13 protein-coding genes and 1 pseudogene are annotated in these 19820 nt (G+C 71.3%); 5 read left to right on the forward strand and 9 right to left on the reverse strand.

Annotated features, from left to right (window positions below; genetic code table 11):
• Positions 1-60 precede the first annotated feature (60 nt).
• Positions 61-1257 carry a RimK family alpha-L-glutamate ligase gene (locus ET445_RS02765; protein WP_129188628.1) on the reverse strand — a complete coding sequence of 399 codons (1197 nt, stop codon included), beginning with the start codon at positions 1255-1257 and terminating at the stop codon, positions 61-63.
• Between the two features lie 18 nt (positions 1258-1275).
• On the opposite strand from ET445_RS02765, the gene ET445_RS02770 reads away from it, so the two are divergent.
• A complete protein-coding gene (locus tag ET445_RS02770) occupies positions 1276-1764 on the forward strand; it encodes an ATP-dependent zinc protease family protein (protein WP_129188631.1) in 489 nt (162 codons plus the stop codon).
• Between the two features lie 319 nt (positions 1765-2083).
• Here ET445_RS02770 and ET445_RS02775 read toward each other — a convergent pair whose 3' ends face one another.
• Positions 2084-5728: a proline dehydrogenase family protein gene (locus ET445_RS02775; protein ID WP_341769730.1), complete on the reverse strand. Its 3645-nt coding sequence runs from the start codon at positions 5726-5728 to the stop codon at positions 2084-2086.
• A gap of 155 nt (positions 5729-5883) precedes the next feature.
• Here ET445_RS02775 and ET445_RS02780 point away from each other — a divergent pair, with 155 nt between their 5' ends.
• Both ET445_RS02780 and ET445_RS17520 read left to right on the forward strand, forming a co-directional pair.
• Positions 5884-6834: a LysR family transcriptional regulator gene (locus tag ET445_RS02780; protein WP_129188635.1), complete on the forward strand. Its 951-nt coding sequence runs from the start codon at positions 5884-5886 to the stop codon at positions 6832-6834.
• 106 nt (positions 6835-6940) lie between these two features.
• On the forward strand, positions 6941-7693 hold the full coding sequence (locus ET445_RS17520) for an META domain-containing protein (RefSeq protein WP_208008508.1): 753 nt from the start codon (positions 6941-6943) through the stop codon (positions 7691-7693).
• Between the two features lie 28 nt (positions 7694-7721).
• Here the strand turns inward: ET445_RS17520 and ET445_RS02790 are convergent, their stop codons facing one another.
• The 4 genes from ET445_RS02790 to ET445_RS02805 form a co-directional block, all read right to left on the reverse strand.
• Positions 7722-8012 carry a hypothetical protein gene (locus tag ET445_RS02790; RefSeq protein ID WP_129188637.1) on the reverse strand — a complete coding sequence of 97 codons (291 nt, stop codon included), beginning with the start codon at positions 8010-8012 and terminating at the stop codon, positions 7722-7724.
• Positions 7982-8857 carry a WxL protein peptidoglycan domain-containing protein gene (locus ET445_RS02795; protein ID WP_165314275.1) on the reverse strand — a complete coding sequence of 292 codons (876 nt, stop codon included), beginning with the start codon at positions 8855-8857 and terminating at the stop codon, positions 7982-7984. Before ET445_RS02795 ends, ET445_RS02790 begins: the two co-directional genes overlap by 31 nt.
• Before the next feature lie 140 nt (positions 8858-8997).
• Entirely contained in the window at positions 8998-11418 is a 2421-nt protein-coding gene (locus ET445_RS02800; RefSeq protein ID WP_129188642.1) for a fibronectin type III domain-containing protein, read from the reverse strand.
• A 167-nt stretch (positions 11419-11585) separates the two neighbouring features.
• Complete coding sequence (locus ET445_RS02805) at positions 11586-12860, reverse strand: HupE/UreJ family protein (protein ID WP_129188644.1); 1275 nt, start codon at positions 12858-12860, stop codon at positions 11586-11588.
• Between the two features lie 147 nt (positions 12861-13007).
• Here ET445_RS02805 and ET445_RS02810 point away from each other — a divergent pair, with 147 nt between their 5' ends.
• Positions 13008-13664 (forward strand): hypothetical protein, encoded by a 657-nt coding sequence (locus tag ET445_RS02810; protein WP_129188646.1) that lies wholly within the window; start codon positions 13008-13010, stop codon positions 13662-13664.
• A gap of 14 nt (positions 13665-13678) precedes the next feature.
• On the opposite strand, the gene ET445_RS02815 is transcribed toward ET445_RS02810, so the two are convergent.
• From ET445_RS02815 to ET445_RS02825, 3 genes are all read right to left on the reverse strand, one after another.
• Entirely contained in the window at positions 13679-14110 is a 432-nt protein-coding gene (locus ET445_RS02815) for a VOC family protein (RefSeq protein WP_129188648.1), read from the reverse strand.
• A gap of 8 nt (positions 14111-14118) precedes the next feature.
• A complete protein-coding gene (locus tag ET445_RS02820) occupies positions 14119-15270 on the reverse strand; it encodes a WxL protein peptidoglycan domain-containing protein (protein ID WP_129188650.1) in 1152 nt (383 codons plus the stop codon).
• Positions 15271-15433: 163 nt separating this feature from the next.
• Entirely contained in the window at positions 15434-17860 is a 2427-nt protein-coding gene (locus tag ET445_RS02825) for an adenylyl cyclase (protein WP_208008509.1), read from the reverse strand.
• Positions 17861-18133: 273 nt separating this feature from the next.
• Here ET445_RS02825 and ET445_RS02830 point away from each other — a divergent pair.
• Positions 18134-19725: pseudogene (locus ET445_RS02830) on the forward strand (phytoene desaturase family protein).
• Positions 19726-19820: the final 95 nt, after the last annotated feature.

A 19820-nucleotide genomic window follows, 5' to 3' on the forward strand; every position in this document is an offset into this window, starting at 1 on the left:
AGCGCGCGCCGCTGTTCGGTCACACCGGCGGCGGCGCGCTCGACCACCGAGGCCTTCGCCCTACTCCGCAAGAACCGGGATCGGCTCCTTCGGCAGCTTGCGCACACGCGCCCGGCGCTTGCGCCGCTCGGGAATCATCGAGCGCATCTCTTCCAGCTTGCCGAAGCACAGCAGGCGATCTTCGCCCTCGAGCACGACGCCCTTGCGCGGGTTCGGGATGACGGTCGTGCCGCGGTGCAGGGTCAGCACGGTGATGTCGCGCTCCCACAGGCCCGACTCGCCGAGCGTCTTGCCGACGAGGTCGGCGCCCGAGTGGACGAGGAGCTCGGCGACGCCGTACCCCGTCGAGACGGTGAGGCGCTGGCGCACGTCGATCTCGGGGAAGGCGACCTGGTTGGCGATGTGGTCGATGATCGCGCCCGCGACATCCAGCTTCGTGGCCGTCTCGATGCCCTGCAGGCCGGGCGACGAGTTCACCTCCATGACGAGGGGGCCGTCGGCGCCCTCGAGCATGTCGACGCCCGCGACCTTGAGGCCCATGATCTGCGCCGACCGCACGGCCGCCTCTTCGTAGGCGGGCGTGAGCGTCACTGCCTCGACGCTGCCGCCGCGGTGCACGTTCGAGCGGAACTCGTCGCCGCTCGCGACGCGGCGCATGGCCGCGACGACGCGGTCGCCGACGACGAGGGCGCGGATGTCTCGGCCGCGGCTCTCGGCGATGAACTTCTGGATGAGCACGTTCTGCTTCGTCGAGTGCAGCGTCTCGATGATCGCCTCGGCGACCTTCACCTGCGGGGCGAGGATGACGCCGATGCCCTGCGTGCCCTCGAGGAGCTTGATGACGACGGGCGCACCGCCGACGCTCTCGATCGCGGGGCGCACGTCGATGCGGTTGCGAACGAACGCCGTCGGCGGCAGCGCGATGTTGTGCCGCGAGAGGATCTGATTCGCGCGGAGCTTGTCGCGCGCGTTCGAGATGCCGTTCGCCGTGTTCGGCGTGTAGACGTCCATCTGCTCGAACTGGCGCACGACGGCCGTGCCGAAGTACGTGATCGAACTGCCGATGCGGGGCAGCACGGCGTCGTAGTCGCTCAGCGTGCGACCCCGGTACTGGAGATCGGGCTCCTCCGTCGAGAGGTCGATCGCGAACCGCAGGGTGTTCAGCACCTTGACCTGATGGCCGCGCTGGAGCGCTGCGGCCTTGAGGCGCTGAGTGGAGTACGCCTGCGGGGCGCGCGAGAGGATCGCAAGTTTCAAGATTGAGCCCCTGACAGAATGGTTCGAGTGAGCGAGCCCATACATTCAAGCACCATCACCGGATGGCGCGAATGGGCGAGCCTTCCCGAAATCGGCGTCCCCTGGATCAAGGCGAAGATCGACACGGGTGCGCGCACCTCGTCACTGCACGCGTTCGACCTCGAGGAGTTCCGCCGCGGCCGCAAGGACTGGGTCCGCTTCGGCGTGCAGCCGTGGCAGAACTCCGATGAAGACGCCGTCGTGGTCGAGTGCCCCGTGTTCGATCGGCGGGAGATCCGCAGCTCGTCGGGCCATGTCGACGAGCGGATCGTCGTGCTCCTCGACCTCGTGCTCACGGGCCGGCGTGTGACCGCCGAGGTCACCCTCTCGAACCGCGACGAGATGGGCTTCCGCATGCTCGTCGGCCGTGAGGTGCTGCGGCAGGGCTTCCTCGTCTCGCCCGGCGAGTCCTTCCTCGGAGGCCGCGCGCCGAAGCGCACGCGACGCCGCAACCGCGGGCGCGAGTAGCGCGCCTGAACGAGGGCGCGCGCACCCGGCCCCTGAAGAACGCCCTCGCATGGCTCGCCGGCGGGCCGACCTGGCAGAGCGTCACTTGCACGCTCCACGTGCGCGTCGACGAAGACGGTGTGCTGCACCGGAAGACGAGCGGGACGATTCCGCAGGGCTGGCCCAGCGACGCGGAGTGGGAGGTCCCCGACGGGCCTTCCGCGCCCGAGTCGTCGCAGCGCTGACCCGTGAACGGTAGCTTCTGCAGTCGGCGGGACTTCAGACGCTACCGCGGAGCGCAGAACCTACCGTCAATACCCGGTCTCGGCGGACACTCGCGTTACAGCAGCCCGTCGGTGATCGTCGTCGGGTTGCCGAAGCGGTGGTTGGTGATCGACACGGCCTGCTCGCGGAGGAACGGGAGCAGTTCGACGCGACCGGACGCGGTCACGGGGTGCGACCACACCGCGACATCCGGCCGCCCGCCGAGCGCCTTCGTGACCGCGCGCGCGTCGCCGCCGACGAGGCGGATGCGGTGCGCCCACGGCTCGCGGTTCGCGAGGACGCCGAGCCACGTGGCATCCCCCTCGCGACGCACAGGCATCTCGCGCAGCGCGAGGACGCTGCGCACTCCCGCCGGCAGGTCGATCGCGGTCGACACCTCGACGGGCGACTTCGCAAGCAGCGCCGCGACGATGACCCGGAGGCCGTCGACGAGGGCCGCATCGTCCGAGATGCGCACCGTCACGGGCACGGGCCGGTAGCGGAAGACGTTGCGCTCGACGCCGAGGCCCGAGACATCCTTCGCCGTGCCGTACTCCTCGAGCCACGCGACCTCGTCGGAGAGCGCCGAGCGACGGAGCCGTTCGAACTGCTCGTACTCGAGCGACGACTGCGACGCCTCGATGACCTCGGTCACGCGACGCTCGAGGCCGCGAAGGTGGAGCGACGACGACGAGGGCGTCGAGTCGGTCTGCCAGTCGCCGAGACCGAACAGGTAGTTCGGCCCGCCGGCCTTCGCGCCCGCGCCGACCGACGACTTCTTCCAGCCGCCGAACGGCTGGCGCTGGACGATGGCGCCCGTGATGCCGCGGTTGACGTAGAGGTTTCCGGCCTCGACCTTGTCGAGCCACGTCGCGACCTCGGCCGGGTCGAGCGAGTGCAGACCCGCCGTGAGCCCGTAGTCGACCGCGTTCTGCAGGGCGATCGCCTCGTCGAGGTCCTTCGCGTGCATGACACCGAGGACGGGGCCGAAGAACTCCGTGAGGTGGAAGTACGAGCCGCCCTTGACGCCCGTGCGGATGCCGGGCGACCACAGCCTTCCCTCGTCGTCGAGCTTCCGCGGCTCGACGAGCCAGGACTCGTCGGCGCCGAGCGTCGTGAGGGCGTGGAGGAGCTTCCCGCGGGCGGGCTCCACGATCGGGCCGACCTGGGTGGTCGCGACCTCGGGCCAGCCGACGCGCATCGACGTCGCGGCGTCGACGAGCTGGCGGCGGAAGCGCTCGGACTTCGCGACCGAGCCGACGAGGATCACGAGCGACGCGGCCGAGCACTTCTGGCCGGCGTGGCCGAAGGCGCTCTTCACGACGTCGGATGCCGCGAGGTCGAGGTCTGCCGACGGCGTGACGATGATCGCGTTCTTGCCGCTCGTCTCGGCGAGGAGGGGCAGGTCTTCGCGGAAGGAGCGGAACAGCTCGGCCGTCTCGTACGCGCCGGTCAGGATGACCCGGTCGACGAGCGGATTCGAGATGAGCTCCTTGCCGAGCTCGTCCTCGCCCACCTGCACGAGCGCGAGCAGCTCGCGCGGAATACCGGCCTCCCACAGCGCCTCGACCATGACCGCGCCCGAGCGCTTGGCGAGCCCGGCAGGCTTGATGACGACGCCCGAACCGGCCGCGAGTGCTGCGAGCACGCCGCCCGCGGGGATCGCGACGGGGAAATTCCACGGCGGGGTGACGACCGTGAGCTTCGACGGCACGAAGACGGCGCCGCGCACCCTGTCGAGCTCGCGGGCGCGCTCGGCGTAATAGTGCGCGAAGTCGATCGCCTCGCTCACTTCGGGGTCGGCCTCGGCGATGGTCTTGCCCGTCTCGGAGGCCATGACCTCGATGAGGCGGTCGCGGTTCGCCGCGAGCGCGAGGCCCGCACGGTGCAGGATCGCGGCGCGCTCCGCGCCGGGACGCTCGCCCCACGCCTTGCCGGCGTCGGCGACGGTCGCGAGCACGCGCTGGAGCTCGATCGGGTCGTCGATCTGCGCGGCGGCGATCGTGTCGTCGCCGAGCGTCGAGCCGGGGATGCGGGCGAGGATGCGACGGCCCCACTCGCGGTTCGCGGCGATCGCGGGGTCGGTGTCGGGCTCGTTACGGAAGCCGGGCGTGACGCCGGGGCCGGTCGGCGCGGCGTCGTCGCCCGTCGAGCCGCGCGTGAAGCCGAGGACGACGTTCGTGAGCGACTCGTCGTCGTGGCGGCCGCCGGGCGCGGGGGCCGCGTGGTCGGAGGGGGATGCGGAGAAGGACGACGCCGAGGCGGGCGCGGCCGGGAGACCCTCGGCCCACTCGGTGCGGCGGTTCTGCACGCGGTTCGCGCGGGGCGCGGGCGTGTCATCCGTCTCGCCTTCGAGCGCCTCGAGCGAGCGCCGGTAGCGCTCGCGTTCGCGCAGGAAGAGGCGCTCGTCGTTCGCGAGCTCGAACACGGCCGACATGAAGTTGTCTTGACTGGCGTTCTCTTCGAGGCGGCGGATGAGGTACGCGATCGCGACGTCGAACTCGGAGGGGTTCACGACGGGCGTGTAGAGGAGCAGTCGGCCGACGTCGCCGCGCACGGCGGCGGCTTGGCCGGTCGCCATGCCGAGGAGCATCTCGAACTCGACGCCGTCGGTGACGCCGCGCTCCTTGGCGGTCGTCCACGCGTGGGCGATGTCGAAGAGGTTGTGGCCTGCGACGCCGAGGCGCACGGCGTCGATGCGGTCGGGCGTCATCGACCAGTGCAGCACGCGCTTGTAGTTGGTGTCGGCGTCTTGCTTGGTGCCGTAGGTCGCGAGCGGCCAGTCGTGCACGGCGGCGTCGACGTGCTCCATCGCGAGGTTCGCACCCTTGACGACGCGCACCTTGATGGGCGCGCCGCCCTTGGCACGGCGGGCCTTGGCCCACTCCGTGAGGTCTTGGATGGCGCCGAGGGCGTCGGGCAGGTAGGTCTGCAGCACGATGCCGGCCTCGAGCTTCAGGAGCTCGGGCTGGTCGAGGAGCGCCTTGAAGACCGCGATCGTGAGGTCGAGGTCGCGGTACTCCTCCATGTCGAGGTTGATGAACTTGGCCCCGGTCGCTGAGCCCGTCGCCGAGCCGGCCGACGAGCGCGCCGCGAGGCGGTAGAGCGGCGTGAGCTTCTCGACGACCTTGGCGACGGCTTCGTCGAAGGACCACATCGAGAGCTGGCTCACGACGCTCGACACCTTGATCGAGACGTAGTCGACGTCTTCGCGGGCGAGGAAGTCGTAGGTGCCCTCGAGTCGGCGGTCGGCCTCCTGCTCGCCCAGGACGGCTTCGCCGAGGAGGTTGAGGTTCAGGCGGTTGCCCGACTCGCGGAGCTTCGCGATCGCGGGACCGAGCTTCGCGGGGGTCGCGTCGAGCACGAGGTGGCCGACCATGCTGCGGAGCACGCGGCGGGCGATCGGGATGACGATCCACGGGAAGACGGGGGCGACGACGCCGCCGAGGCGGATGGCCGCGCGGAGATGCCACGGGAGGAAGGCGGGGGCGAGCTTCGCGACCTCGGCGAGGTTGCGGCCGGCGACGCCGAGGTCTTCGGGGCGCATGACGCCGTCGACGAAGCCGACGGTGAACGCGAGACCGTTGGGATCCTTGAGGACACCGGCCAGACGTTCGGCGGCGGGGTCGACGGGGAATCGGGCGCTCTCGGCGAGCCAACGGCGAACGAGGCCTTCGACCTGTTCGGTGCGCTCGGCGGGGCCTGCGCTGACGTTCGTCATGCTCATGACGGTAGTTGCCCTTCGGTTCGGCGACGCCGAGAATCGCGCGTCTTGAACCAAGTGTGCGGTTCGTCGTTCATTCAGTACAGCGAATGATTCCGAAGAATACCATTCACGTTCTCCGAATGATTGAATGGATGCCTCGGAGGTGCGTCTTGCTCGACATCCGGCGCATGCGCCTACTGGTGGAACTCAGCCGTCGCGGCACGCTCACGGCGGTCGCCGAAGCGCTGTCGTACAGCCCGTCGTCGGTGTCGCAGCAGCTCTCGCTCCTCGAGCAGGAGGCCGGGGTTCCGCTCCTCGTGCAGGTCGGCCGGCGCGTGCAGCTCACGCCGCAGGCGCTCGTCCTCGTCGAGCACGGCAAGGCGATCCTCGACCGGCTCGAAGAGGCCGAGGCGGATGTCGCGCGCTCGCTCTCGTCCGTCGGCGGCACGGTACGCGTGGCGATCTTCCAGTCGGCCGCGCACGCCGTGCTCCCGCGCGCCCTCTCGCTGCTCGCGGCGGAGCATCCGTCGCTCCGCGTCGAAGTGACCGAGTCCGAGCCCGAGGCCGGGCTCTTCGACGTCGTGGCGCGCGACTTCGACCTCGTCGTCGCCGAGCAGTATCCGGGCACCACGCGCCCGATGCACCTCGAGCTCGACCGCGAGCCCCTCGCAGCCGACGCGATCCGGCTCGCGCTGCCGCCGCACCCGGCCGGGCGCGGCGATGCACGGGGCTCGACGCGGGGTGCGGGTGACGGCACGGGCGCCGGCGATCCGGCCGCCGCGCTGCGCGCGGTCGCACGCCGAGCGTGGGTCATGGAGCCCGCCGGCACGGCCTCGCGCCGCTGGGCCGAGCAGCTCTGCCGCGCCGCGGGGTTCGAGCCAGACGTGCGGTTCGAGACCGCCGACCTCGTCGCGCACATCCGGCTCATCCGCTCGGGCAACGCCGTGGGGCTCCTGCCCGACCTCGTGTGGGCGGGCGAGGAGCCGAGCGTGCGGCTCGAGGCACTGCCGGGCGACCCGCACCGCGAGATCTTCTCGTCGGCGCGGATCGCGAGCGCCGGGCGGCCCGCGGTCATCGCGGTGCGGGATGCGCTCGCGCGAGCCGCCGCCGCCCCCGCCTGAAGCCGGTCCGGTCGGACGCCTCGCGCGAGGGCCAAACTCGAACTTCACTCGGTATTTCTCCAGCCGATCCGCGTATCCTCAGCCTCATGAGGGGAACTCGGGAACCATGAACAAGGGCATCATCGCCGCGACGCTCGCCGGTGCGATCGCCGCGCTGCTCGTCGGCTGCGCCACACCTGGAAGCGGCGGCGGCATCGACCCCGTCGGCACGTGGGGCGACCCGACCGCCGAGAACGCGGCCTACCTGTCGCTCGCGGCCGACGGCTCGCTCACGGGCAGCGACGGCTGCAACCGCCTCATGGGCACGTGGGAGATCGACGAAGCCGACGAGATCGACTTCAACGACGTCGCCTCGACCCGCATGGCGTGCCCGGGCGTCGAAACGCCGCTCGCGGGCCTCGACACGGCCCGTGTCTCGGGCACGACGATGACCGTCTTCGCCGACGACGAGGCGCAGATCGCGACGCTCGAGCGCACCTCCGCCTCGCCCGAGGCGGCCGTACCGCCGACGCTCACCCCGTCGCCCGCCCCCGACTCGACGTCGGGCGATGACAGCGCCGCGGTCACCGGCACCGGCCCGGTCGGCACGTGGGGCACCGACGACCCGCAGCAGCCGCACCTCGTGCTGGGCGCCGACGGCACCCTCGCGGGCAGCGACGGCTGCAACGCGCTCGTCGGCACGTGGGAGCAGGACGACGACGGCTCGATCGAGTTCAAGGGCGTCGCCTCGACGCTCATGGCGTGCCCCGGCGGCGACCAGACCCTCGGGCGGCTCGACTCGGCGACCGTGCAGGGCGACACCATGACCGTCATCGACGACCACGACGTCATCCTCGCCACGCTCCCGCGCACGGCCTGAGCGCGCCGCGTACGCGCGTCTCGAGCGCTCAGGCGACGGGCGTCGGCTCCTCCTCGCGCGCCTCGAGCGCCGCCGCGACGGCCGCCTCGATCATCGCTTCCTCGCGGCGCGCGCGCCGCTTGCGACCGAGCACGATCGCCGCCCACACGATCCCCGCGAGCACGAGAAGCGCGACGAGCGACCACGGCACGGCGACGAGGGTCGCCGACGCCTCGACGTCGGGCAGCGCTCCGCCGCTCGTCGTCGACCCCTCCGACGGGAACCCCGGCGTGACGACGACCGACGCCGTCAACAGTCCCGACGCGAAGACGGCGGGCACGGTCGCCGTGCCCGTCCAGGTCTCTCCGGGCAGGAGGGCCGGGAGCGCTCCCGGAGCGGTGACGGCGCCCGAGGCATCCGGCTCCGAGGCACCCGTGCCGGCGGCCCCGAGACATCCGTCGCCTCCGCCGCGAAGAGCCCGAAGGGCCCGCCGACCGCGACCCGCTGCGCGCCCTCGAGGCGCGCGTTGCCGGTATTGCGCACGGTGTAGGTGACCGTCGCGTCGCCCGTCGCGAACGGGGAGAACGCGCCGTCGTAGGAGATCCGCACGTCTTCGACGGTGAGCGAAGGCTCGAGCTCGCCGCCGACCCGAAGCTGTACGCGGATGCCGAGGCGGCGGTCGACGCTCACCCCCTCGCGCTGCTCGGGCGTCGGCAGCGATGTCACGACGCCGCCGGCGTAGTCGCCCGGCATGACGTTCGCGGGCACCGCGACGTGGAAGGGCACCTCGACCGACGCGCGCGGCTCGAGGTGCACGGTGTGCTCGTCGAGCGTGATCCACGTGCCGAGCGCCGTCGAGGTCGTCTCGCGCGTGACGAGGTCGAGCTGCCCGCTGTCGCTCGTGAAGCCGTCGGCCGCGTAGAGGTCGAGGTCGACGGCGGTGTCGCCGTGGTTCGAGACGACGATCGCGTCGTCGAGCGACGTGCCCGGGTCGAGCACGTACGCGTAGTTGCTGCGGCCCGCACCCTGCGCGGTGTCGGCCGTGCGCACGCCCCAGTTCAGCGGGTCGGTCGCGTCGGCGGCGAGCGCCGGCGACGCCGCGAAGACGACGGATGCCGCGGCGAGCGCCGCGACGAAGGCCGCGCCGGTTCGGGCTGCGGCGCGGGAGGGGCGGGGCTTGGTCATGGGGAACCTCATCGGTGGAGCGGTGCGGATGTCTCGAGGAAGGGGCTCGAGCGGATGCCTCGGGGTGCGCGCCTCGGGCGGATGCCTCGCGGCGAGGGGTCCGGCCGGGGCGGGTCGTGCCCGCCCCGACCGGATCATGCTCAGCTCAGCGCGGTCAGCGTGAGCGTCGCGGTGTACGTGCCGACAGCGGCCTCGACCGGAACCTTGAGGAACAGGTCGGCGCCGAGCTTGCCCGCGCCCTTCGCGTGGCCGGCGACGGCCGAACCGAGCGTCGAAGCGGTCGCGAGACCGCTGCCGCCGTCGAAGCCCGACCCGACCGGGATGCCGGCGCTCGCGCCGCCGCCCTGCTCGACGACCTTCGGCGTCCAGCCGAGGTACTTGCCCGAGAAGTGCTCGCCGCCCGCGGCGAAGTCGCCCGCCTGCGCCGAGATCGCCCACACGGGCGAGCCCTTGCGGGTGTCGGACACGCGGATCGGGTTGATCTCGCCCGTCGCCTCGAACGCGTCGCCGTTCTGCACCGCGGTGCCGAGGTCGACGAGGTCGTTCGAGCCGTCGATGCTCCACGCGAACTCGCCCGGAGCGGCGTCGGGCAGCGTCACCTGGACCTGCTCCGAGACATCCGTGCCGTCGTTCTCACGCGTGAGCGTGACCGCGTCGACGACGCTGTTGACCGGCTTCTCGTCGCCCTTCGCCTGCGAACGCAAGGTCTTGACGGTGATCGCCGCGTCGGTGACCTCGACGGCCGTGTAGTTGCGCACGTTCTCCTGGTTCGAGACCGAGAGCCACGGGAAGCCGCCCGCCTGCAGGCCGTAGTACTTCGAGCCCGACGCCGAGTTCGCGGTGACGTAGAGCACGCCGCCGGGGCCGGCGACGACCGAGTCGGCGCCCGCCTGCTCGTCGGCGTTCGCCTTCTCGCCGTTGCGGAGCAGGTAGCTGCGCGCATAGCTGTGGTCGTGACCCTGGAGGACGAGGTCGATGCCGAGGTCGCTGATCACCGTCGGGAAGGTGTTGCGGCGGTCGACCACGTCGGAGTCGGTCGCGTGCGGACCGGCCGAGTAGATCGAGTGGTGGAAGGCGAGCACCTTCCACTTCGCCTCGTCGCCGTGCTCGGCGACCGTCTGCTGGAGCCACGGGATGTGGGTCGAGTAGTCGCGGCTGTTCGAGTTCAGGTCGAGGAACAGGACGTCCTTGTAGATGAACCAGTAGTCGCCGCCGGACGAGCTGGCGTTGCCGGGGCCGGCGGCGCGGTCGGTGTTGGGCGTCGCGAAGTGCTGCTCGTACGCCTTCGACCCGACATCGTGGTTGCCGTTCGTCGCGACGAAGGGGATCTCGCGCAGGTGGTCGGGTGCGAGGAACGCGTCGTACTCGGTCTCGTTCGCCGCGTGCTCGACCTGGTCGCCCGCCGAGAACAGGAGCTCGGTGTTCGGGTAGGCCTGCGTCGCGACGTTGAGCGTGTCGAGCCATCCGGCCCCGTCGCCCGCGACGTTGCCCGACGAGCCGATCTGCGGGTCGCCGAAGAACAGGAAGTCGAAGTCGCCCTCGAACGCCTGCGTGCGGAACGACTCGACCGACGACCACGAGCCCTCGGCGCCGACGCGGTACACGTATGCCGTGTTCGCCGCGAGGCCCGAGATCGTGGCGACGCGGTTGAACTCGCCGCTGGTCGTGGGCCCGCCCGTCGCGGCGACGGTCGTCGCCGACGCCGGGAAGACGCCGCCCACGACCTGCGCCGCCGGCGCGAACTGCACGACCTGCGCGGTGTCGGCCGACGAGTACCACGTCACGAGGCGCTCGCTCTCGGTGCCGCCGACGCCGAGGACGATGTCGCTGATCGACGCCGCGCCGGCCTCTTCGGCCACGGGCACGAGGGACTTGAAGTCGAGGTAGATGTCGCTCGAGGTCGGGCGGTCCTGGTAGAGCGCGACCGAGATCGTGTTCGTGCCCGCGTGGAGCACCGAGTCGGGCACCGAGAACGTGCCGGGCGCCGGGTCGGACGCGCCGCTGCCGGCCCAGATGAGGTTCTGGTCGGCGGGAGCCGCCGCGTTGACGCGTGCGTCGTCGAAGCCCGCGACCTTCGTGCCGTTGACGAACACCTGGGCGCCGTCGTCGTACACGAGCGAGCCCGTGAGGCTCGCGATCTCGTCGAGCTGCGCGGCCGTGAGCACGAACGTCGAGCGGAAGTGGTACGTCCGCACGTCGGTCTTCGCCACGGGGTCGGCGTACTGGTTCACGACGGTCGAGACGGGGAACTTCGAGCCGAGGTTCGGCGTCGCCGATCCGTTCTTCGCGCCGAAGGGGCTCACGCCCGTCTTCCACGCCGAGTCGTCGAACCCGTCGCGGGTCCACGGCAGGCGGTCGTCGCCGGGCGAGGGGTTCGTGTCGTTGTCGGAGTACTTCCAGCTCGTCGCCGGTCCGATGAGCGTCGCGGGCAGGTCGGCGGCGTTGGCCGCGACCGCGCCGAAGGCGACGGAGCCCGCGACGAGCGAGACGAGCCCGCCGGTCGCGATCGCCGCACGGGTGGCACGCGCTGCGCGCGAGCCCCCTTCGTGTGTGGTCTTCATGTGAGGGTGAAGTGCCTTTCGGATGGGTGTTTCCAGGGGTGTTCGGTTTGCGCGGAGCGCGGCTTCACGGTTCCTGCCGAAGGTGAACCCGAGGTGGACGAGTGGCCCCCGTTCGGTGGACACGGGCGGAAGAGCCGGATGTCTCGGCGCGCGTCGGGTCTCCCCGGTCACTCGATGCCGAGCACACGCTGCACGAACCACACGAGCCCCATGACCGCGACGCCCGCGGCGATCGCCGCACCCGCCCACATGCCCGTGCGCGGCGCCTTCGACCGCAGCGCGAGGAGCGCCGGGAACACGAGCGCGATGATGCCGAGCTGGACGGCTTCGATGCCGACGTTGAAGACGAGGAGCGAGCCGAGGAGCGTCCACGACCAGGGTTCGTCGATGCCGAGCGCGCCCGCGAAGCCGAGCCCGTGCACGAGCCCGAATCCGAAGACGACGGCGAGGCGCGTCCAGTCGGCACGGTCGAGGCCGAGCCGCGCCGTCGGCTTCGCCGGCTGGGCGAGCGCGTTCCCTCGCTGCTGCCACAGCCGCCACAGGTACCAGGCGGCGACGATCGCGATCGACAGGGCGATGATCGGCTCGACGATCGCGGCGGGCACGGCGACGAGCCCGACGGCGGCGAGGAGGAACGTGATCGAGTGGGCGATCGTGAAGCTCGTCGCCGCGAGCACGACGTCGCGCAGGCGCCGCGAGCCGACGATGAGCGCCAGCAGGAAGAGGATGTGGTCGATGCCCGTGAGGAGGTGCTCGGCGCCGAGCACGAAGAACTCGGCGAAGCGGTCGGTCCACGCCTGCCCGGTCGAGAACTCGGGATGTCCCGCGTCGAGCGCCGCGCTCCCGGCCTGGCCGTCGAGGTCGTACTCGAGGATCGTCTCGGTGCCCGTCACATAGCCCTCGTCGTCGGGGAAGAGGGCGCTGCGGACCGTGTGTTCGCTCGCGTCTTCGGTCGCTTCGGAGCCGGATGCCTCGGAGCCGGATGCCTCCGGGCAGTCGTAGTCGAGCGCGAGCAGCGCGTACGGCACGCCGTCGCGTTCGTGCACGGTCGTGTCGCCCTGCTGCGTCGGCTCGCATGCGGCTCCGCCTTCGGCGACCGTGAAACGCTCGGTGACGTACGCGAGCACGGTGTCGGCGTGGTCGGCGAGCGCCTCGGCCTCGCGGCCGGTCTCGAAGAGGTCCATGCCCTGTTCGAAGAACGCATCGTCGTGCTCGTTCTCGGCGGCCGAGACGACGAGCAGGTCGTACTCGAGGTCGAGTTCGACGTGCACGTCCGTCGGGTTCGCCGGAGTCGTGTCGGTCGCTTCGGCGTACACCGTCGAGGTGAACCCGTGCGCGTCGGCGGGACTCGCGACGAAGAGCAGGGCGGATGCCGCGGCGACGGCGAGCAGGGAGGCAGCGAGGCCGCGCGGGGTCGGGCGCACACGTTCGGATCGGATCATGGGGGGGAGGGCTCCTCAGGTCGGGCCCCGGCACCGTGACTCACGGAGGTGAACGGCATCCGAATCACGGGGAAACTCATCGTTCGCTTCCCGTTCACCCCCGGGAGGCATCCTCGTGAGGCCCGCCCCGAACCGAGGAGATCCGCCGTGCATCGCTTCCCGACCGCCGCGACGCGCGCCGCGACATCCGTCGCCCTCGTCGCCGCGCTCGCGGGGTGCTCCTCCGCTCCGCTCTCGGGCGGCATCGCGGCCGGCGTCGACCCGGCGTTCCTCGGCGGCGGACCCATGCCGACCCCCGAGGCGACGATCGAGCCGCACCCCGGATCGTGGGAGACCATCGACGTGCCCGACGACTTCAGCGTCATCATGATCGTCGCCGACGAGAGCGCGGCGACCACGACGATCGCCGACGCGGTCGAGGCCTGGGCCGATCGTGAGAACGTCGACCTCGACACCCTCACCGCCGCGAACGACGACGAGCTGATCGACCGCATCGCCGAGGCGACCGCCGCGGCGCCCGACGTCGTGATCGGCGCGGGCGCCGGCGTCGTCGACGAGTTCGCGTACGGAACCGCCGGGCACCTCGATCAGCAGTACCTCGTCGTCGGCGCGCAGCTCGGCGAACCGACCGAGAACGTGACGGCGGCGATCTGGCCGGGCGCGACGTTCCGCGGCACGGGCATCACCGACGACGAGCAGGATGCCTCGGCCGTCACCCCGGCGCGCGCGCTCGACGCCGTCTCGGCGGGTGTCGCGAGCATCCTGCAGGGGCTGACGGGCATCGTCGTGTCATTGCCCGCCTGACCCCGTCGACAGCCTCAGGGAGCTTCCGTCGGCTCCTCGTGCATCCACGGCGTGTAGCTGACGCCGACGAGCAGCCCTTCGGGGCTCTGCAGCCGAGCGGTCGTCTGCCCCCACTCCTCGTCGTGCGCATCGACGAGGATGTCGAGGCCCTTCGCCCGCAGCTCTTCGACGGCGTCGGCGACGGCCGCGGGCGAGTCGACGTCGAACTCGATCCACGCCTGCGGCACGGCCCGGTCGGCGGGCCACTCGGGCGTGCCGAACGTCGCCTGTGCGGCCTGGTCGATGGGCCAGATCGCGAATGCCTTGGCGCCCGCGACCTCTTCGGTGTGGAAGTAGCGGGGCGCGTTCTCGTGGAACGAGATGTCGAGCGCACCCGCCCAGAACGTGTGCGACGACGCGTCGACGGTGCCGATGGGGCCGAAGCCCGCGATGAATCCGATGTCCATGCCGTCATTCACTCACGGACCGCCGACGCGGGCGCGTCGGCAGGCGCGGGCTCGGAGGCATCCGGTACGACTCCCGAGGCATCCGCCGTCGAGTCATCCGCCGCCTGCCGCAGCGCCGCCTCGACCGCAGCCTGCACCCTGGCGTCCTCCGCGGCAGCGCGCGCCGCGCGCCGCCGCTTCCCGACGAGCGCCCACGCGACGACGACGGCCGCGACGAGCAGCACGAGCACGAGGAGCGTCCACGGCACGGCGGGCGTCCAGGCCGTCTCCGAGACGGCAGCGGGCGCGGGCGACGTGTCCTCGGGCGCCTGCGAGTCGAGCGACACGGTCGCGCCGAGCGCGAAGGCGGGGAACACGCCCGCGACGGGCACGCTCACCTGCCACGACTCCCCCGGCAGCAGTTCGGGCACGGGCGCGGCGCCCGTCGCGTCGACCGGCAGCATGCCGAACGGGCCCGCGACCCGCACCGCCGAGTCGGCCGAGAGCCGCACGTTGCCCGAGTTCCGCACCGTGTACGTGACGGTCGCGTCGCCCGTCCCGAACGGGTTGAGGGTGCCCGCGTACTCGACCTTCAGGTCGTCGATCGAGAGCGCCGGCGCGAGCTCGCCGCGCACGCGCAGATGGATGCGGATGCCGAGCCGCCGGTCGACCGCGAGCCCGTTCTCGACCTCGGGCTGCGCGAGCGACGTGACGACGGCGCCCGCGTAGTCGCCGGGCTCCGCGTTCGCGGGCACCGCGAGCGTGAACGGCACCTCGACGGCCTCCCCCGGCGGGATGGTCACCCGGTTGACCTCGGGCGAGGTCCACTTGCCGATCGCGACCTGGCTCTCGTCGCGCGTCTGCACGTCGAGCTGGCCGCTCGTCGTCGTGAAGCCGTCGGCCGCGTACACGTCGAGCTCGAGCGGCACCTCGTCGTAGTTCGCGATGACGATCGCGTCGTCGAGGGTCTCGCCCGCGTCGATGCGGTACGCGTAGTTCTCGCGCGCGTCGCCGAAGTCGTTGGATGCCGCGCGAACGCCCCACGTGACCTCGGGCGTCGGGGTCGCCTCGTCGGCGAAGGCGGGCGCAGCGCCCGCGAGTGCGAGCGCCACGGCGAGCGCGGCGGCGGATGTCACGACCGCACGTCGAGACGGAGCGGGCTGGATGACTCGGACGGACATGGCGTGCTCCTCGATGTCGGCGGCGAGCGGGATGATTCGTGGTGGCCGAGGCGGGCGGTTGCGCACGCCCGCCCCGGCGGTCTTGACGGCTGGAGCCCCGGCCCGGGTCGCCGACGGGCGACCCGGGCCAGGGCCTCAGCTCAGGGACATCCGGTCACCGCACTCAGCTGAGCGCCGTGATCGTGAGCGTCGCCCGATAGGTGCCGTCGGTCGAGTCGATCGGGATCCGGAGATCGAGATCGGCGCCGAGCTTGGCCGAGCCGCGCTCGTGACCCTGCGCGGCGTGACCGAGCGTCGACGAGACCGAGAGGCCGTCGCCCGCGACGAAGCCCGACTGCACGGGCGCGCCGGCGACCGTGCCGCCGCCCGCTTCCGTGACCTCCGGCGTCCAACCCAGGTACTTGCCCGAGAACGACGCTACGTTCGAGTCGAAGTCGCTCACCTGCGCCGACACCGACCACGTGGGGCCGTTGCGACGCGTGTCGGTGACCCGCACGGGGTTGATCGAGCCCTCGGCCGCGAAGTGGTCGCCCTGCTCGGTCGCCGTGCCGAGGCTCACGATGTCGTTCGAGCCGTCGATCGCCCACACGAACTCGCCGGGCGCCCCGACCGGAACCGTGACCTGCAGGTTCTGGGCGTTGGGGTCGACCGCCGTCTCGTACGAGACGAGGAACTTCGACACACCGCCGCCGGGGCCCTGGGCGGTGTCGCCCTGGTCGTTGACGATGTGGGTGATGCCGCCCGTGCCGTTCAGGAACACCGACACCGCCGACTGGATCTTCACGCCGGGGCGCTGCGGCACCTGGATGCCGCTCTCGACGTAGATGTTCTGCGCCCCGTTGTACTGCGGGTCGAAGAACGAGTACACGCCGAGGCCCTGCGCGAAGTGCTGCCGCACGTTGTCGCCGACCTTGTACGACGCGTAGCCGTTGCGCGCGCCGTCCATGTAGGCGCCCTGCGTGGGCGGGTCGTACGGGATCTCGCTCTGGTAGAACACCGTGCGACCGCGCTCGCCGTTCCAGATGACCTGGTTCTTCTGGTAGTGCTCGACGAAGAGGCCGAGGGCGGTGACGTTGTCGCCGTTGACCACGACGCCGTGGTCGCCCACGTTCGACGTCCAGCCGACGCCCTGACCGTGGTCTGCGCGCCAGGCCCAGATGTGGTCGAGGAGCGTGTTGGGGCTATTGACCTCGATCGACGTCGTCGCCTTGCCGGCCCACGGCCCGCCGATGCGGATGAAGACGTCGGTGAGCGTCGTCGGGTCGGCCGGGTCGGCCTGCGTCGCGCCGTCGGGGCCGATCTTCAGGAGCACGTCCGAGAGGGTCGTGCCCGCGTCGACCGTGAGGCCCGCGATCTTGACGCCCTTGACGTCGCCGACCTCGATGGCGGCGTTGCCGTTCGTCGGAACGAGCGACGCGTAGCCGAGACCGAGGATGACGGTGTCGGCGTGGTCGACCTCGAGCGCGGCGTCGAGGTTGTAGACGCCCGGTGTGATGAGGAGGTTCTTGCCGTCGGCGAGCGCGGCGTTGATCTGCGCAGCCGTCGCACCCTCCTTGACGACGAAGAACTCCGACAGCGGGATCGACTCGCCGGCCGAGGCGTCGGTCGACCAGTCGTAGCCGGTCGACTCCGTCTTGGCCTTGGGCACGAAGACCTTGTACGCGTCGTCCTCGAAGTAGAGGAACGGCGATTCGCGCACGATCGGCGTGGCGCCGATGTTGGTCTTGTTGTGCAGCGTGCTGCCGGTCTGCGGGCCGAAGTCGGTCGCGGGCGCGTTGGTGACGCCCGAGAACACCATGTTCCAGACGCCGCCGTTCCAGGTGCCCACCGACGTGTTGCGAGTGAACCACTGCTGCTGCGACCCGCTCAGGATCTCGCCGCTCACCTTCGAGTTGGCGAGGTAGCCGCCCGACGCCTGCTCGCCGTAGCGGCCCATCAACGTGAGGCTGCCCTCGATGTTGATTCGGCGGAGCGGAGCGGCCTGGGAGACTGCGAACCGCATCTGGTGCGCGTTCGTGACGCCGCTCTGGTTGTTCGGGCGGTCGGCGTCGACGCCGACCGGGCGCTGGATCGGGTTGAACGTGAGGTTCGACATCGATCGCCAGAACCGCGTGAGCGAGCCGGGGGCCTGGCAGTCCCACGGGGTCGCTTCGCACGCGCGCACGGGCTCGACGTGGATCGAGCCGTTGATGCGCACGTCCTCGGGCGAGGCGCCGAGGCCGGCGACGGCCTGGTAGTACCCGAGTTCGGAGTTGACGATATCGGTCGCCGTCGCCGGGTTGTTCTGTCCTGCCGCCGAGCCGTAGGTGCCCGGCTTGAAGAAGAACTGGTGGCGGTTGAGGCTGAACTCCGCCTCTTGCGACGCCGCCTGGAGGGCCGCGCTGATCTCGTCGGCGGTCCAGGTGTCGTCGAAGATCGTGACGTTCGGACCGAAGAGGTCCGAGTCGTCTGCGGCGGCCGGGAGTGCGGGAATGGCTGCGCCTCCGATCGCGAGGGCGGTGATCGCCGCTCCGGCGCCGAGGCGGCGCGCGAGGCGGTGGGGCGGATGGTTCGAAGCGAGCGGATGCCTCGCCTCATTGCGGTGCGTCACGGTGTTCTCCTTTGAACGTCGTCGCCGGGAGCGCTTCTCGCGTCGCCCGGCAACTGCTTCCGGATGGTGCGTGGTGCACGCCCGACGCCTCCTTCGGCGCGGTCGCACGGGGAGCGTAGCGTTAACTTACTAACTTGTCAGTAATTTGCCGCAAACGAGAAAACGGTCCGTTTCACCCCCGCATGGGTGGCACCCGTTCGGGAGGATTCCTTCCATCCCGGAGGAGGCTCCGCCGCGTCATCCGGCGCCCTCGTCACCGTCTACGCTCATTGGATGTCCCACCTGACCCCTGCCGATCACGACGTCGTGATCGTCGGCGGCGGCCACAACGGCCTCACCGCCGCCGCGTACCTCGCCCGCGCCGGACTCGACGTCCTCCTCCTCGAACGCAGCGACCACCTGGGCGGCGCGGCCGTCTCGGCCGAGGCGTTCGACGGCGTCGAGGCCCGCCTGTCGCGCTACTCGTACCTCGTGAGCCTGCTCCCGAAGCGGATCATCGACGACCTCGGCCTCGACATCTCACTCGTGCGACGTCGGTACTCGTCGTTCACGCCCGACCCCGCCGACCCGTCGCGCGGCCTCCTCGTCGACAACGAGGCCGGCCCCGAGGCATCCGTCGCCGCCTTCGACCGCGTCGATGCGGCGATCGACGCCGACGCCTGGAACGCGTTCTACGGCGACACCGTGCGGATCGCCGAAGCGCTCTTCCCGACCCTCACCGAGCCGCTGCCGACACGCGACGAGGCGCGCGCCCTCGTCGGCGACGACCGCATCTGGCGCGAGTTCGTCGAGCAGCCCATCGGCGAGGCGATCGACGAGCGGTTCTCGACCGACCTCGTGCGCGGCGTCGTCGCGACCGACGCCCTCATCGGCACGTTCGCGGGCCTCGGCGACGCGTCGCTCGACCAGAACCGCTGCTTCCTGTACCACGTCATCGGGGCGGGACCGGCGACTGGGACGTCCCCGTCGGCGGCATGGGCGCCGTCAGCGGCGAACTCGCGCGCGCGGCCCGCGAGGCGGGCGCGACCCTCGTGACGGGCGCCACTGTCACCCTGGTCTCGCCCGACGGCGAGGTGCGGTGGCAGGGCGAAGACGGCGAGCGGATGTCGCGTGCCGACACGATCCTCGTCAACGCGGCGCCGACGGTGCTCGACGGGCTCCTCGCCGCTTCCGCCGACTCGTCGGCCACGACCGCTCGCCCCGAAGGCGCCCAGGTCAAGGTCAACCTGCTCCTGAACCGCCTGCCGAAGCTCCGCGACGAGACCGTCGCGCCCGAAGCCGCGTTCGCCGGCACGTTCCACATCAACGAGCTCGCAACGCAGCTCGAGCACGCGCACGACGCCGCCGCGGCGGGCGAGCTGCCCGACCCGCTGCCGTGCGAGATCTACTGCCATACGCTGAGCGACCGCACCATTCTCGGCCCGTCGCTCCGCGACACCGAGACCCAGACGCTCACGGTGTTCGGGCTGCACGTGCCCGACCGGCTCGTCGACCGCTACGGCAACGACGAACTGCGCGAGCGGCTGCAGGCGGCGGTGCTGGCATCCCTGAACTCGGTGCTCGCCGAGCCCATCGAAGGCATCTTGGCAACGGATGCCTCGGGCAACCCGTGCATCGAGACGAAGACGACGCGCGACCTCGAGGAGGCGCTCGCCATGCCGGGCGGCAACATCTTCCACGGGTCGCTGTCGTGGCCGTGGGCGGAGCCGGGCCAGGCGCTCGCGACCCCCGCCGAACGGTGGGGCGTCGCGACGGCGCACACGCGGATCCTCCTGTGCGGATCGGGCGCCGTGCGCGGCGGGGCGGTCAGCGGCCTCGGCGGCCACAACGCGGCGATGGCCGTGCTCGAGGCCCGCGGGGCCTGACCGGGGTCCCCCTTCCCGAAGAATCCCTACCCGTGAGGACGTCAACCGGGGAAACTCGCGCTCGCGAATCCCAGGTTGGCGTCCTCACGCGCGCC

The organism is Agromyces protaetiae, assembly GCF_004135405.1.
GTDB classification, from domain to species: Bacteria; Actinomycetota; Actinomycetes; order Actinomycetales; family Microbacteriaceae; genus Agromyces; species Agromyces protaetiae.

Excerpts from the sequence above, each read along its gene's own strand:
- ET445_RS02795 (WP_165314275.1), bottom strand. The coding sequence starts at position 8,857 with ATGACCAAGCCCCGCCCCTCCCGCGCCGCAGCCCGAACCGGCGCGGCC.
- ET445_RS02805 (WP_129188644.1), bottom strand. The coding sequence starts at position 12,860 with ATGATCCGATCCGAACGTGTGCGCCCGACCCCGCGCGGCCTCGCTGCC.
- ET445_RS02815 (WP_129188648.1), bottom strand. The coding sequence starts at position 14,110 with ATGGACATCGGATTCATCGCGGGCTTCGGCCCCATCGGCACCGTCGAC.
- ET445_RS17520 (WP_208008508.1), top strand. The coding sequence starts at position 6,941 with ATGAACAAGGGCATCATCGCCGCGACGCTCGCCGGTGCGATCGCCGCG.
- ET445_RS02770 (WP_129188631.1), top strand. The coding sequence starts at position 1,276 with ATGGTTCGAGTGAGCGAGCCCATACATTCAAGCACCATCACCGGATGG.
- ET445_RS02775 (WP_341769730.1), bottom strand. The coding sequence starts at position 5,728 with ATGACGAACGTCAGCGCAGGCCCCGCCGAGCGCACCGAACAGGTCGAA.
- ET445_RS02800 (WP_129188642.1), bottom strand. The coding sequence starts at position 11,418 with ATGAAGACCACACACGAAGGGGGCTCGCGCGCAGCGCGTGCCACCCGT.
- ET445_RS02820 (WP_129188650.1), bottom strand. The coding sequence starts at position 15,270 with ATGTCCGTCCGAGTCATCCAGCCCGCTCCGTCTCGACGTGCGGTCGTG.